Annotated in this window: 14 protein-coding genes and 1 tRNA gene; 5 read left to right on the forward strand and 10 right to left on the reverse strand. The window is 71.0% G+C overall.

All coding sequences use genetic code 11. The features are described 5' to 3' along the window. The first annotated feature begins 15 nt into the window (after nt 1-15). The gene (gene metH / locus NMQ01_RS08105; protein ID WP_255183446.1) at nt 16-3,738 is read left to right on the forward strand and encodes a methionine synthase; all 3,723 of its coding nucleotides are present in this window, start codon (nt 16-18) and stop codon (nt 3,736-3,738) included. Further along, complete coding sequence (locus tag NMQ01_RS08110; RefSeq protein ID WP_255183447.1) at nt 3,735-4,559, forward strand: PD-(D/E)XK nuclease family protein; 825 nt, start codon at nt 3,735-3,737, stop codon at nt 4,557-4,559. Before metH ends, NMQ01_RS08110 begins: the two co-directional genes overlap by 4 nt. Here the strand turns inward: NMQ01_RS08110 and NMQ01_RS08115 are convergent. Then, the gene (locus NMQ01_RS08115; RefSeq protein WP_255183448.1) at nt 4,556-5,239 is read right to left on the reverse strand and encodes an HAD family phosphatase; all 684 of its coding nucleotides are present in this window, start codon (nt 5,237-5,239) and stop codon (nt 4,556-4,558) included. The two genes, NMQ01_RS08110 and NMQ01_RS08115, sit on opposite strands and share 4 nt — an antisense overlap. Nucleotides 5,240-5,273: 34 nt before the next feature. Here NMQ01_RS08115 and NMQ01_RS08120 point away from each other — a divergent pair, with 34 nt between their 5' ends. Then, on the forward strand, nt 5,274-6,131 hold the full coding sequence (locus NMQ01_RS08120) for a PAC2 family protein (protein WP_255183449.1): 858 nt from the start codon (nt 5,274-5,276) through the stop codon (nt 6,129-6,131). A 5-nt stretch (nt 6,132-6,136) separates the two neighbouring features. Here the strand turns inward: NMQ01_RS08120 and mshC are convergent, their stop codons facing one another. The 4 genes from mshC to NMQ01_RS08140 are packed head-to-tail and all read right to left on the reverse strand — an operon-like array spanning nt 6,137 to nt 9,469. Further along, entirely contained in the window at nt 6,137-7,378 is a 1,242-nt protein-coding gene (mshC, locus tag NMQ01_RS08125; protein ID WP_255183450.1) for a cysteine--1-D-myo-inosityl 2-amino-2-deoxy-alpha-D-glucopyranoside ligase, read from the reverse strand. Nucleotides 7,379-7,437: 59 nt separating this feature from the next. Beyond that, nucleotides 7,438-8,226, reverse strand: a complete 789-nt coding sequence (locus NMQ01_RS08130; protein ID WP_255183451.1) for an SCO1664 family protein — start codon at nt 8,224-8,226, stop codon at nt 7,438-7,440. 2 nt (nt 8,227-8,228) lie between these two features. Further along, nucleotides 8,229-8,756, reverse strand: coding sequence for a DUF3090 domain-containing protein (locus tag NMQ01_RS08135; RefSeq protein WP_255183452.1), 528 nt, complete (start codon nt 8,754-8,756; stop codon nt 8,229-8,231). Continuing rightward, the gene (locus tag NMQ01_RS08140; protein WP_255183453.1) at nt 8,753-9,469 is read right to left on the reverse strand and encodes an MSMEG_4193 family putative phosphomutase; all 717 of its coding nucleotides are present in this window, start codon (nt 9,467-9,469) and stop codon (nt 8,753-8,755) included. The genes NMQ01_RS08135 and NMQ01_RS08140 overlap by 4 nt, the downstream gene beginning before the upstream one ends. A 48-nt stretch (nt 9,470-9,517) precedes the next feature. On the opposite strand from NMQ01_RS08140, the gene NMQ01_RS08145 reads away from it, so the two are divergent. After that, nucleotides 9,518-10,519, forward strand: coding sequence for a magnesium and cobalt transport protein CorA (locus NMQ01_RS08145; RefSeq protein WP_255183454.1), 1,002 nt, complete (start codon nt 9,518-9,520; stop codon nt 10,517-10,519). Nucleotides 10,520-10,529: 10 nt separating this feature from the next. On the opposite strand, the gene NMQ01_RS08150 is transcribed toward NMQ01_RS08145, so the two are convergent. Beyond that, nucleotides 10,530-10,850, reverse strand: coding sequence for a primosomal protein (locus NMQ01_RS08150; protein ID WP_255186340.1), 321 nt, complete (start codon nt 10,848-10,850; stop codon nt 10,530-10,532). Nucleotides 10,851-10,873: 23 nt separating this feature from the next. Between NMQ01_RS08150 and NMQ01_RS08155 the strand changes: the two genes are divergently transcribed. After that, on the forward strand, nt 10,874-11,083 hold the full coding sequence (locus NMQ01_RS08155) for a DUF5703 family protein (RefSeq protein WP_255183455.1): 210 nt from the start codon (nt 10,874-10,876) through the stop codon (nt 11,081-11,083). 16 nt (nt 11,084-11,099) lie between these two features. Here the strand turns inward: NMQ01_RS08155 and NMQ01_RS08160 are convergent, their stop codons facing one another. From NMQ01_RS08160 to NMQ01_RS08175, 4 genes are all read right to left on the reverse strand, one after another. Beyond that, nucleotides 11,100-12,425, reverse strand: coding sequence for a M20/M25/M40 family metallo-hydrolase (locus NMQ01_RS08160; protein ID WP_255183456.1), 1,326 nt, complete (start codon nt 12,423-12,425; stop codon nt 11,100-11,102). 29 nt (nt 12,426-12,454) lie between these two features. Continuing rightward, a complete protein-coding gene (locus tag NMQ01_RS08165; protein ID WP_255183457.1) occupies nt 12,455-12,700 on the reverse strand; it encodes a hypothetical protein in 246 nt (81 codons plus the stop codon). Between the two features lie 110 nt (nt 12,701-12,810). Beyond that, a tRNA-Leu gene (locus NMQ01_RS08170) sits at nt 12,811-12,896 on the reverse strand. Nucleotides 12,897-13,011: 115 nt separating this feature from the next. After that, on the reverse strand, nt 13,012-13,425 hold the full coding sequence (locus NMQ01_RS08175) for a VOC family protein (protein ID WP_255183458.1): 414 nt from the start codon (nt 13,423-13,425) through the stop codon (nt 13,012-13,014). Nucleotides 13,426-13,441: the final 16 nt, after the last annotated feature.

Consider the following 13,441-nt stretch of genomic DNA (forward strand, 5'->3'; position numbering starts at 1 on the left):
ACAAGGATCGACCAGGTGACCGACACCGCCCTTCGCCCCGACGCCACCGCCGAGCTGAAGGAGACGCTGGCCCAGCGTGTCCTGATCATGGACGGGGCGATGGGGACGATGATCCAGCGGCAGGGGCTGTCGGAGGCGGACTTCCGCGGGGAGCGCTTCGCCGACTGGGGCAGCGACCTGCAGGGCAACAACGACCTGCTGGTGCTCACCCAGCCCGAGCTCATCACCGAGCTGCACCGGCAGTACCTCGAGGCCGGTGCCGACCTCATCGAGACCAACACCTTCAACGCGCAGCGGATCTCGATGGCCGACTACGGCATGGAGGACCTCTCCCGGGAGATCAACGTCGAGGCTGCGCGGCTGGCCCGTCTGGCCGCCGACGAGTTCACCGCCAAGGACCCGTCGCGGCCGCGCTGGGTCATGGGTGCGCTCGGCCCGACGAACCGCACCGCGTCGATCTCGCCGGACGTCAACGACCCCGGCAAGCGCAATGTCACCTTCACCGAGCTCGTCGACGCCTACCTCGAGCAGGCCCGCGGCCTCGTCGAGGGCGGGGTCGACCTGCTCATCGTCGAGACGATCTTCGACACGCTCAACGCCAAGGCCGCGATCTTCGCCCTCGAGACGCTCTTCGAGGAGCACGGGCGGCGCTGGCCGGTCATCATCTCGGGCACGATCACCGATGCCTCCGGCCGGACCCTCACCGGGCAGACGACCGAGGCCTTCTGGAACTCCGTGCGCCACGCCCAGCCCCTCGCCGTCGGGCTCAACTGCGCGCTCGGTGCCGAGGAGCTGCGCCAGTACGTCGTCGAGCTCGGCCGCGTCGCCGACACCTACATCTCGGCCTACCCCAACGCCGGGCTGCCCAATGCCTTCGGCGAGTACGACCAGGACCCGGAGTACATGGCCGGGCTCGTCGCCGAGTTCGCGACCTCCGGGCTGGTCAACCTGCTGGGCGGGTGCTGCGGCTCCAGCCCCGAGCACATCGCCGCCATCGCGAAGGGAGCGGCCGCCGCTCCCCCGCACGTCCCGGTCGAGGTCGAGCCGGCCCTGCGCCTGTCGGGCCTCGAGGCTTTCAACGTCACCGCCGACAGCCTCTTCGTCAACGTCGGCGAGCGGACCAACGTCACCGGCTCGGCGAAGTTCCGCAAGCTCATCGAGGCCGATGACTACCCGGCCGCGCTCGCGGTCGCGCAGCAGCAGGTCGAGAGCGGCGCCCAGGTCATCGACATCAACATGGACGAGGGCATGCTCGACGGCGAGGCCGCCATGGGCACCTTCGTCAACCTCGTCGGCTCCGAGCCGGACATCTCGCGCGTGCCGCTGATGATCGACTCGTCGAAGTGGCACGTCATCGAGACCGGCCTGCAGCGCACCCAGGGCAAGCCGATCGTCAACTCGATCTCGATGAAGGAGGGCGTCGAGCCCTTCGTCGAGCAGGCCCGGCTGTGCCGCAAGTACGGCGCCGCGATCGTCGTCATGGGCTTCGACGAGGAGGGGCAGGCCGACAACCTCGAGCGGCGCAAGGAGATCGCCCAGCGGGCCTACACGATCCTCACCGAGGAGGTCGGCTTCCCCGCCGAGGACATCGTCTTCGACCCCAACATCTTCGCCCTGGCGACGGGCATCGAGGAGCACGCCGAGTACGGCACCGACTTCATCGAGGCGACCCGCTGGATCAAGGACAACCTGCCGCACGCGCTCGTCTCCGGTGGCGTCTCCAACGTCTCCTTCAGCTTCCGCGGCAACAACCCCGTGCGCGAGGCGATCCACGCCGTCTTCCTCTACCACGCCATCGAGGCGGGCATGGACATGGGCATCGTCAACGCCGGCGCCCTCGTCCCCTACGACACGCTCGACCCGCAGCTGCGCGAGCGGATCGAGGACGTCGTGCTCAACCGGCGCGAGGACTCCACCGAGCGCCTGCTCGAGATCGCCGAGGAGCACCGTGGCAGTGGTGCCGTCGCGGAGGCCGCGACCGAGGAGTGGCGCGAGCTCCCCCTTCGCGAGCGGATCACGCACGCACTGGTCAAGGGCATCGACACCCACGTCGTCGACGACACCGAGGCCCTGCGCGTCGAGATCGACGAGGCCGGCGGCGAGCCGCTCGAGGTCATCGAAGGGCCGCTCATGGACGGCATGGGGGTCGTCGGAGACCTCTTCGGCGAGGGCAAGATGTTCCTCCCGCAGGTCGTGAAGTCGGCCCGGGTGATGAAGAAGGCCGTCGCCCACCTCATCCCCTTCATCGAGGCCGCCAAGAAGCCCGGCGACGCCAGCCGCTCCAAGGGACTGATCGTCATGGCAACGGTCAAGGGCGACGTCCACGACATCGGCAAGAACATCGTCGGCGTCGTGCTGCAGTGCAACAACTACGACGTCATCGACCTCGGGGTCATGGTGCCGACGCAGAAGATCCTCGAGACGGCCAAGGAGCACGACGCCGACGTCATCGGCCTGTCGGGCCTGATCACGCCGTCGCTGGACGAGATGGTCGGCGTCGCCTCGGAGATGCAGCGCCAGGGCTTCGACATCCCACTGCTGCTCGGCGGTGCGACGACCTCGCGCGCCCACACGGCCGTCAAGGTCGACCAGCAGTACGACGGGCCGGTCGTGTGGGTCAAGGACGCCTCGCGCTCGGTCCCGGTGGTCAGCCAGCTGCTCAGCCCGACGGCGAAGCCCCAGCTCCTCGAGGAGGTCTCGGCCGACTACGAGGCCCTGCGTCGGCGGCACGCCAACAAGCAGGGCGACCGACCGCTGCTGTCCTACGAGGAGGCCCTCGAGGCGCGCACGCCCGTCGACTGGTCGGCCGAGCAGCCGCACCTGTCGGGCGTGAGCCCGACCCGGCAGGTCTTCGTCGACTACGACCTCGCCGAGCTGCGCGAGTACTTCGACTGGCAGCCCTTCTTCAACGCCTGGGAGCTCAAGGGGTCCTTCCCCGACATCCTCAACAGCCCGGCGACGGGCGAGGTCGCGCGCAAGCTCTACGACGAGGCGCAGGCGATGCTCGACCGGATCATCGAGGAGCGCTGGCTGACGGCGAAGGGGGTCATCGGGCTCTTCCCCGCCAACGCCGTCGGTGACGACATCGAGATCTACTCCGACGAGTCGCGCTCGCAGGTCGCGCACACCCTGCACATGCTGCGCCAGCAGGGCCAGCACCGTGCGGGCGTGCCCAACCGGTCGCTCGCAGACTTCGTCGCCCCCCGGGACACGGGCATCAAGGACTGGGTCGGCGCCTTCGCGGTGACCGGCGGCATCGGCGTGCAGGAGCGCATCGCGCAGTTCAAGGCCGACAACGACGACTACAACGCGATCCTCCTCGAGGCGCTCGCCGACCGCTTCGCCGAGGCCTTCGCCGAGCGCATGCACGAGCGGATCCGCACCGAGATCTGGGGCTATGCCCCCGACGAGCAGCTCGACAACCGTCAGCTCATCAAGGAGCAGTACGCGGGCATCCGACCCGCACCCGGCTACCCGGCCTGCCCCGACCACACCGAGAAGCAGACGCTGTGGAAGCTGCTCGACGTCGACGAGATCGGCATCGAGCTCACCGAGGGCATGGCGATGTGGCCCGGCGCCTCGGTGTCCGGCTGGTACTTCGGCCACCCCGACAGCCAGTACTTCGTCGTGGGCCGGCTGGGCAAGGACCAGGTCGAGAGCTACGCCGAGCGCAAGGGCTGGACCCTGGCCGAGGCCGAGCGCTGGCTCGGGCCCAACCTCGGCTACGCGCCGGAGTGACCCCGAGCATCTCGCCGTCGCGGGCGGCCGACTTCAAGCAGTGCCCGCTGCTCTACCGCTTCCGCTCGATCGACCGGCTCGACGAGGCGCCGTCACCGGCGGCGGCCAGGGGCACCCTCGTGCACGCCGTGCTCGAGGAGCTCTTCGACCTGCCCGCGGCCGAGCGCACCCCGGAGGCTGCTGTCGGGCTGCTGCCTGGCCGGTGGCAGGCGCTCGTCGACGACCGGCCCGAGCTCGCCCAGATGATCCTCGACGATGCAGCCCTCACCGAGGAGTCGTGGTTCGCCGAGGCGGCGAAGCTCGTCGAGCGGTGGTTCACCCTCGAGGACCCCTCGAGGCTCGAGCCGTCTCGACGTGAGGTCAAGGTCGAGGTCGAGGTGGACGGGCTGACCCTGCGCGGCATCATCGACCGGGTCGACGTGGCGCCGACGGGCGAGGTGCGCATCGTCGACTACAAGACCGGCCGCTCCCCCTCCGAGCGCTTCGAGGGCAAGGCGCTCTTCCAGATGAAGTTCTACGGCCTCGTGCACTGGCGCACCACGGGACGGGTGCCGGACCTGCTCCAGCTCGTCTACCTGCGCGACGGCCAGGTCATCCGCTACGTCCCCGACGAGGCCGACCTGCTGGCCCTGGAGCGCAACGTGCGCGCCGTGTGGCAGGCGATCGAGCAGGCCACGGCCACCGGCGACTTCCGGCCCAACCCGTCGCGGCTGTGCAGCTGGTGCGACTTCAAGGCGCTGTGCCCGGCCTTCGGCGGGACACCGCCGCCTCTCCCCCCTTCGCGTGCGACGGAGGAGACCACGGACGCCGCGCGACCCTAGGGCCGCGCGACCTCCCCCAGTGCCAGCGGCACCAGGTCGAAGGGGGTGAGCCCGGCGAGCGTGTCGACGCGGACCGAGCCCGGGATGTCCGGGATCTCGACGATGTGCGGCACGGCGAGCGTCGGCACGCCGGCAGCCGTCGCGGAGCGCACGCCGGTCGGCGAGTCCTCGATGGCGATGCAGGCTGCCGGGTGCACGCCGAGCTTCTCCGCAGCGGTGGCATAGGGCTCGGGGTGCGGCTTGCCGTGGGTCACGAGGTCACCGGTGACCATGAGGCCGAAGGAGCCCGACTCGGTGGCCTCGACGACGGCACCGGCGAGGTCGGTCCACGACATCGTCACGAGCGCCTGCGGGATGTCGAGCTCACGGCACGCGGCGAGCAGCTCACGTGCGCCGGGGCGCCACGGCACCTCCTGGGCGATCTGCTCGACGACCCGGGACTGCAGCCGGTGGACGACCTCCTCGGCGGGCAGGTCGACGGGCGAGTTGTCGAGGATGAACTGCGCGGAGACGAGGAGCGGGTTGCCGACGAGCTGGACGGCCAGCTCGTGGGTCCACGTACCGCCGAACTCCTCGACGAGCTCGTGCTCGGCGGTGATCCAGTAGGGCTCGGTGTCGACGAGGGTGCCGTCCATGTCCCACAGGACGGCGGCGGGCAGGGCGGCGGGCTCGGTGCTCACAGGCGCCAAGATTACGCGTCGTAGGGTGGTGGTCGTGATCGAGATCGAGGACCTGCCCGAGCTGCACGACCCGGTGATGATCTGCGCCTTCGAGGGCTGGAACGACGCCGGCGAGGCTGCCTCCCGGGCGATCGAGCACCTCGGGAGTCTGTGGGACGCCGAGACCGTCGCGGCCATCGACCCGGAGGACTACTACGACTTCCAGGTGACCCGCCCGCGGGTGATCAACCAGGGTCAGGGGCGCGGCATCCACTGGAACACCACGCGCATCCTGCTGGCCTCCCCCGACAGCCTCGGGCGCGACGTCCTGCTCGTCACCGGCATCGAGCCCTCCTTCCGGTGGCGTGCTTTCACCACCGAGCTGCTCGACCTCGCCGCGGCCAACGGCGTCACGACCGTCATCACCCTCGGTGCCCTGCTCGCGGACGTCGCCCACTCCCGGCCCATCCCCGTCGTGTGCACGAGCGAGGACGAGGCGGTCGCCTACAAGCACGACCTCGAGCCCGCCCGCTACGAGGGCCCCACCGGCATCACGGGCGTCGTGGCCGACGGGGCCCACCAGGCGGAGATGGTCTCGATCTCGGCCTGGGCGAGCGTGCCGCACTACACCTCTCAGGTCCCGTGCCCCAAGGCCTCGCTCGCCCTGCTCAGCCAGCTCGAGGACCTGCTCGACACGGTCATCGACCACGGTGACCTCGAGGAGGAGGCGCAGGCCTGGGAGCGCGGCGTCGACGAGCTGGCCAGCACCGACGAGGACGTCGCCGAGTACGTCTCGGCCCTCGAGAGCGCGCAGGACACGTCCGAGCTGCCCGAGGCGAGCGGCGACGCGATCGCCAAGGAGTTCGAGCGCTACCTGCGTCGTCGCGGCGACGGCACCGACAACCCCGCCTGACCGCCTCAGAGGCGGATGCCGAGGAGGGCGTCGATCGCCCGCGCCAGCTCGCCGGGCGCGGAGCGCACCTCGCCCGGGCCCGCGAGCGACTGCTCGGCCCAGGCGTCGACCGCCCGCAGCGCGGTGGGGGTGTCCAGGTCGTCGGCGACGGCCTCGCGGATCGCGGCAATGGTCGCGGTCGCATCGGGGCCACCATCGGTGGAGAGCCCGGCGCGCCAGTGCTCGAGGCGCTCCTGGGCGCGGGTGAGGTCCTCGGCCGTCCACTCCCACTCACCGCGGTAGTGGTGCGCCAGCAGGACGAGGCGGATCGCCATCGGGTCGACGCCCTCCGAGCGCAGGGTCGACACCCGCACGAGGTTGCCCTTGGACTTGCTCATCTTCTCGCCGTCGTAGGCGACCATCGCCTGGTGCGCCGTGTGCCGGGCGAAGGGCCGCTCCCCCGTGATCGCCTCGGCCTGGACGACCGACATCTCGTGGTGCGGGAAGACGAGGTCGGTCCCGCCGCCCTGGACGTCGACGTGGTCACCGAGGTGCTCCATGGCGATCGCCGTGCACTCGATGTGCCAGCCGGGACGCCCCCGGCCGAGCTCGCCTGCGTCCCAGGCGGGCTCGCCCTGACGCTCGCCGCGCCAGAGCATCGGGTCGAGCGGGTCGCGCTTGCCGGGGCGCTGGGGGTCGCCGCCGCGCTCGGCGGAGAAGGCGAGCATCGTCTCGCGGTCGAGGTGGCTCAGCTCGCCCAGTCCGCCGGCGGCGGCCAGGTCGAGGTAGGTGTCGCGGACGCCGTCCTCGACGACCTCGTAGGTCACCCCGAGCGCGACGAGCCGCTGGACCGCGGCGATGATCGTCGGCATCGACTCCATGACGCCCATGAAGTGGTCCGGCGGGATGACGCCGAGTGCGGTCATGTCCTCGAGGAAGAGGGCGATCTGGTCGCTGCCGAGGTCACGCCAGTCGACCCCGTCGCGCGCGGCCCGCTCGAAGAGCGGGTCGTCGACGTCGGTGACATTTTGCACGTAGGTCACCGCGCGCCCACCGTCGCGCAGCGCGCGACCGACGACGTCGAAGGTGACGTAGGTGGCCGCGTGCCCCATGTGCGTCGTGTCGTAGGGCGTCACGCCGCACACGTAGAGACTCGCCGTGCCCTCGGGCTCGACGGGGGCCACCTCGCCCCGGGCCACGTCGTGGAGGCGAAGGGAGATCGGCTCTCCGGGGACGACGGGCAGGTGGGGTGCAGGCCAGGCTCTCACCCGGACAGCCTACGAGGTCGGCGAGGTGATCACGCCAGCGCCCGAGACGCGGTGCGGCCTCACAGCGGAGGCCACGGGATCGCCGGCCAGTCGCCGGTGGGCACCGGGTGCGAGCCTGTGGTCAGCAGGCTCTCGACGCGGCCCCGCAGCGCCTCGATCTCGGTCGGCGTGATGAGCTCGACGAGCTCGGCCACCACCTCGGGTCGCGACAGCTCGCCGTCGAGACGCGACAGGCGCTCGAGGTCCCCAGCAGTGAGCGGGTCACCTGCCCAGCCCCACAGCACGGTCCGCAGCTTCGGGTCCTCGTGGAGGCTCACTCCGTGGTCGATCCCCCACAAGCCTCCGTCGTGCTCGAGCACGTGACCGCCCTTGCGGTCGGAGTTGTTGAGCACCGCGTCGAGCACGGACATCGAACGCAGCCGGGAGTCGTCGGGGTGCGACAGCAGCAGGGGCGCACCGGTCTCGTCCTCCCCCTCGAGGACGACGAGATTGCCCTCGGGCACGGCACCGGGTGGGGTGACGGCCACCGGCGTCGGGCACAGGCTCGTCGGCTCACCGACCCACCGCTGGACGGAGCCCGGCCCGGCCGGTCCGTCGCGCCACACGGTCTCGGGCACGAGCCCGAAGCCGCCGAGGGCGTCGATGCGCCACGCGGCGACCTCGCGGGCGGCGAGCGAGCCGTCGGGGAAGTCCCACAGCGGGCGCTCGCCGTCGACCGGCTTGTAGGCGACGGTCACCGCGGGCCCGCCGGCTGAGCGCACCTCGGCGACGAAGACGGCATTGCTCGCCAACGGGTGCCGTCCGAGGACGACGAGCTCCCCGTCGGTGAGCGAAGGGGGTGACGCCACCGTCAGCGCTTGTAGCCGTTGGCACGCGGGCAGATGTGCCCGTCGGCGTCGACCGCCCCACCGCAGAAGGGGCAGGCCGGACGCCCGGCGCGCACGACCGTCTCGCACCGGCGGGCGAAGGCACGCGCCTGCGCCGGCCCCAGCGACACCCGCAGGCTGTTGAGGTCGGGCGTGGCCTCGAGCTCGTCGACCTCGTCGGGGTCGTGGTCGTGGGCCTCGATGAGCACGACGTGCCGGTCGTCGTCCCACGACAGGGCGAGGGCCTGCACGCGGAAGTCCTCGGAGATCGGGGTGTCGAGCGGGGCGTTGTCGGCCGCCTCGGCCGCGGCCGCGACGGTCGCCTCGAGCCCCGCGACCTGGTCGAGCAGCTCCCCGATGCGCTCGGCGAGGACCTGGGCGTGCAGCTTCTCGAGCGACACCTGCACGCGTCGGCTCTCGTCGCTGGCCTGCAGGAAGAAGGTCCGCTGCCCGGGTGGGCCGACGGTGCCCAGGACGAAGCGCTCCGGGGGGTCGAACTCGACGACGGTCATGACGTCGACCCTAGTCCTGCCCCGCCGCCGACGACCGCGTCCCCCGCTGCCGGGGTGTCCGGAGCAGGGGGCGGCGGCTTCAGCGCGGAGCTGCCGGTGTCGTTGCTGCGCAGCAGCATCGGCCGGCTCTCGGTGTAGTGCACGACGGAGATGGAGGCCGGGTCGACGTGCAGCCGCTGGAAGTCGTCGAGCGGGGTGCCCACGGCATCGGCGAGCACCGCCTTGATGACGTCGCCGTGGCTGACCGCGGCCCACACCGCGTGCGCACCGTGCTCGGCCGTGACCGCGGCATCGATCTCTCGGACGGCCGCGACGGCGCGGTCGGACATCGCCTGCATCGACTCACCGTCGTAGTCGTCGCCGGCGGGGAAGGTCACCCGGCTCGGTGTGTCCTGCACGACCCGCCACAGCGGGTCCTTGGCGAGCTCGGAGATGGCCCGACCGGTCCACGCGCCGTAGCGGCACTCCCCCAGGCCCTCGTGGACCTGTGCCTCCAGCCCGTGCGCCGCGAGCAGCGGCTCGGCCGTCTCGCGGCAGCGCTGCAGCGGCGAGGTCGCGACGTGGACGAAGGGGGTGTCCTCCAGCCGCTCGACGAGCCGGGCGGCCTGCTGCCGGCCGGTCTCGTCGAGGGAGACGCCGGGGGTCCAGCCCGCCAGCACTCCCTTCGTGTTGGCCGTCGACCGTCCGTGCCGGATGAGGATGCAGTACGCCACGCCCCTCACACTAGGCGCCCCGGGCGCTGCGCCTGAGACGATGCCCGGGTGATCGTGAACCAGGCCCGCTACCACGACGGCCAGCGCCTCCCCTGCGACGACATCGGCGCGACCATGGCGGACATCCGCTCGGGCGGTGGCTCGGACTTCCTGTGGATCGGCATGCGTGACCCGTCGTCCGCGAGCTTCGAGGAGGTCGCCGACCAGCTGGGTCTGCACGCCCTCGCCGTCGAGGACTCCGTCAAGGGCGACGAGCGGCCCAAGATCGAGCAGTACGGTGACGCGTTCTTCGCCGTCCTGAGGCCCCTGCGCTACGTCGAGGAGACCTCCGACGTCGAGTCCGGCGAGATCATGGTCTTCTGGGGTCCCGACTACATCGTGACGATCCGACGGGGCGAGGCCAGCCCGCTCGCGGGACTGCGCAGTCGCCTGGAGGAGCGCAACCACCCGCTGCAGCACGGTCCGTGGGGTGTCCTCCACGCGATCGTCGACTTCGTCGTGGACCAGTACCTCGCGATCGAGGACGAGCTGCAGACCGACCTCGAGGAGATCGAGGCCCGGGTCTTCTCCCCCGACCAGCGGGTCGACAGCGGCGAGATCTACGCGCTCAAGCGTGAGGTGCTCGAGTTCAAGCGGGCCTCCCTCCCGCTCGCCCGGCCGCTGACCCAGCTCGTCGGGGCCACGTCACCGGTGCCGACGGAGGAGCTGCGCCTGCTCTTCCGCGACGTCGTCGACCACCTGTCACTGGTCAACGACAACACCGAGTCGCAGGACCGGTTGCTCTCCGACGTGCTGAGCGCGCACCTGGCGCAGGTCGGGGTGCAGCAGAACCAGGACATGCGCAAGATCTCGGCCTGGGCGGCGATGGCAGCCCTGCCGACGATGGTGGCCGGCGTCTACGGCATGAACTTCGAGGGGATGCCCGAGCTCATTGCGAGCGTCGACGTCTCCGGCCACGAGGTCTACTACGGCTACCCGCTGGCCCTGCTGGCGATGGTGCTCATCTGCCTCGGGCTCTACCGGCTCTTCAAGCGCTCCGGCTGGCTGTGAGCGACCGGGCTCAGGACCGGTCGTCGTCCCGGTCGTAGTCCTCGTCGTCGAGACCCGAGTAGGACTGGTCGTCCTCGTCGTCGTCGTAGTCGTCGTCCGACTCGTCATCGTCGTCGACCATGAACTGCTCGTCGACGACGACCAGCGGGGTCATCTCGCCGGTCGCGTCGTGGAGGGCGTCGTCGTAGGCCTCGAAGGCATCGGCCAGGTCCTCGTAGGCGGCGACGACCGTCGGGTCGTCCTCGCCGCGACGCTGGGACGAGGCCTCGAGGTGACGCTCGAAGGCGGCGATCAGCTGGTTCAGGGCGGGGCGCGGGTCGCTCATGGGCATGACGCTACCGGTCATGGGCGACAATGGCACCGATGGCTGAGTACGAGTTCCGCACGATCGTCTTCCCGCGCGATGCCGCACGCTCCGCGATCCGTCAGGAGCTGGCCGACCACGCCGAGTACGGCCGGTGGGAGCTGCACCGCACGGTCGTCTACATGAGCGGCAAGCAGCGGGCATGGTTGCGGCGCAAGATCATCCGCGTGCCACGCCCGCCGATGCTGCCCACTCCCTGAGCCCGGTCCCGGGACCTCAGCAGTCCTCGACGAGACGCCACAGCACCCGCGCGCCGAACTCCAGGGACTCCAGCGGCACCCGCTCGTCGATCCCGTGGAACATCGGGGCGAAGGGCAGGTCCGCGGGCAGCCGCAGCGGCGCGAAGCCGTAGCCGACGACCCCGAGCGCCTCGAGCGCCTTGTTGTCCGTCCCGCCGGAGAGGCAGTAGGGCAGGATCGTCGCCTCCGGGTCCTCCCCGAGCAGCGCGGCGCGCATCCTGTCGACGAGCTCGCCGTCGAAGGGCGCGTCCAGCGAGATGTCACGGTGGTCGACGACCACCTCGACGTGCTCCCCGGCAAGCTCCCGGATGGTCGCCATGAGGTCCTCCTCGTGGCCGGGGAGGAAGCGGCAGTCCAGCGAGGCGCTCGCGGTCTGCGGCACGACGTTGTGCTTGTAGCCGGCGTCGAGCATGGTGACGTTGGCCGTGTCCTGCAGCGCGCCGCGGACGAAGCCGGCGGCCGGCCCGATCCGCTCGAGCAGCGCCTCGGCGTCCTCGTCGCTGTAGCCGACACCGGTGAGCTCGCTCAGCCCGTCGAGCAGGCCGCGGACGCTGGCGATGAACTCACGGGGCCACTTGTGGGCGTCGATCCGGGCGATGGCCTCGGCGAGGTGGACGATCGGGTTGTCCGAGGTCGGGACGGAGCCGTGACCGGCCGTGCCCTTCGCCTCGAGCCTGAGCCAGGCGATGCCCTTCTCCGCGGTCTGGAGGAGGTAGGCCCGGCGGGGCTCCCCCTTCGCGTCGTCGACGGTGACGCTGTAGCCACCGACCTCGCTGATCGCCTCGGTGACGCCGTCGAAGACCTCGCGGTGCTCACGGACCATGAACTGGCTGCCGAGGACGCCACCGGCCTCCTCGTCGGCGAAGAAGACGAAGAGCAGGTCGCGCGGCGGGACCGTGCTGGTCCGCGCGAGGTGCCGCAGGCAGGCGAGCATCATCGCGACCATGTCCTTCATGTCGACCGCGCCGCGGCCCCAGAGGCACCCGTCACGCTCCACGCCGTCGAAGGGGGGAACGCTCCAGTCCTCGGCGTGGGCCGGCACGACGTCGAGGTGCCCGTGGATGCACAGGGCGCCGCGGTCACGGTCGGCGCCGGCGATGCGCACCGCCACGGTCGTGCGACCGGGCTCGGACTCGAAGACCTGGGGCTCGAGGCCGACCTCGCGCAGCTGGGCGACGACGTAGTCGGCGGCCTCGCGCTCCCCCGGGCCGTCCTGGCCGGGGCCGTAGTTGCTCGTGTCGATCCGCAGCAGGTCGCGGCAGATGCGCACGACCTCCTGCTCGGGCGCGGTGGTCTCGCTCATGTCGGCAGCGTACGTGCCCAGGGTGGTGGTCAGGGGGCGCGGTAGGGGTTGGCCGGCTCCTCGCCGAGGGTCCACCACTGCGCATCGCCCCACTGCCGGGCCATCTCGCGGCCGGCCTCGAAGCCCTGCTCCCAGGCCACGGCGGGGTCGGGCAGGCACCCGGCATCGCGCAGCGCCTCCGCCACGGCCAGGCTCTCGTCGAGCCCGAGGAAGGTCACCTCGGCGACTGCCCGCCGGACCACCTCGGCCGCGTGCTCGATGCGGGGATCGGTCATCGTCACTCTCCCTTCGTGTGATCGTCCGTCCTACCAGACGCAGGCAGCGATCGCCCTCGGACAACGCGATCGGCCCCCCGCTCCGAGGAGCGAGGGGCCGATCCGATCTGTGTCCGAGGGGGGACTTGAACCCCCATGCCCTAATACGGGCACTAGCACCTCAAGCTAGCGCGTCTGCCAATTCCGCCACCCGGACGAGTGGTGCATCCGGCGGTTGGGAACCACCGGGGCAACGACGTGAAACTTTACACGCGGATGTCGTGAGTGCGAAATCCGCTGCGACACGACCCCGCCCGCACCTCGAGAACCGGTCAGGACGGGGTCTGCGCCGCCTGCTCGGGTGCGCCGACGTAGAGGCAGAAGGGGTGGCCGGCGGGGTCGATGATCACGCGGACCTCCTCCTGCGGCTGGTGCTCCGACAGACGGCCACCGAGGCGCAGCGCGGCGCTGACCGCGGCCTCGAGGTCGCTCACCTCGATGTCGAGGTGGATCTGCATCTGCTGATCACCGGGCTGGGCCGGCCACACCGGCTCCACGTGGTTGCGCTCGAGCTGGAAGCCGAGGTAGACGTGAGAGCGCTCCGGCGCGATCGTCGCCCAGTCCTCCTCGTCGCTGTGGATCGTCCAGCCGAGGACCTCGGCGTAGAAGCGGGCGAGCCCCCGGGGGTCGGGCGTGCCGATCACGGTGCCGAGGTAGTCGTGGGGCGGGCGGCGTCCTGGAAGCATGCCTTCCACCATTGCC

Origin of the sequence: Janibacter sp. CX7, from assembly GCF_024362365.1 — a bacterium.
Taxonomy (GTDB): domain Bacteria; phylum Actinomycetota; class Actinomycetes; order Actinomycetales; family Dermatophilaceae; genus Janibacter.

What these genes read in the sequence shown, in the direction of transcription:
- NMQ01_RS08160 (WP_255183456.1), bottom strand. Translation starts at nt 12,425, where the DNA reads ATGAGCGAGACCACCGCGCCCGAGCAGGAGGTCGTGCGCATCTGCCGC.
- NMQ01_RS08175 (WP_255183458.1), bottom strand. Translation starts at nt 13,425, where the DNA reads ATGCTTCCAGGACGCCGCCCGCCCCACGACTACCTCGGCACCGTGATC.
- NMQ01_RS08135 (WP_255183452.1), bottom strand. Translation starts at nt 8,756, where the DNA reads ATGACCGTCGTCGAGTTCGACCCCCCGGAGCGCTTCGTCCTGGGCACC.
- NMQ01_RS08150 (WP_255186340.1), bottom strand. Translation starts at nt 10,850, where the DNA reads ATGCCCATGAGCGACCCGCGCCCCGCCCTGAACCAGCTGATCGCCGCC.
- NMQ01_RS08165 (WP_255183457.1), bottom strand. Translation starts at nt 12,700, where the DNA reads ATGACCGATCCCCGCATCGAGCACGCGGCCGAGGTGGTCCGGCGGGCA.
- NMQ01_RS08155 (WP_255183455.1), top strand. Translation starts at nt 10,874, where the DNA reads ATGGCACCGATGGCTGAGTACGAGTTCCGCACGATCGTCTTCCCGCGC.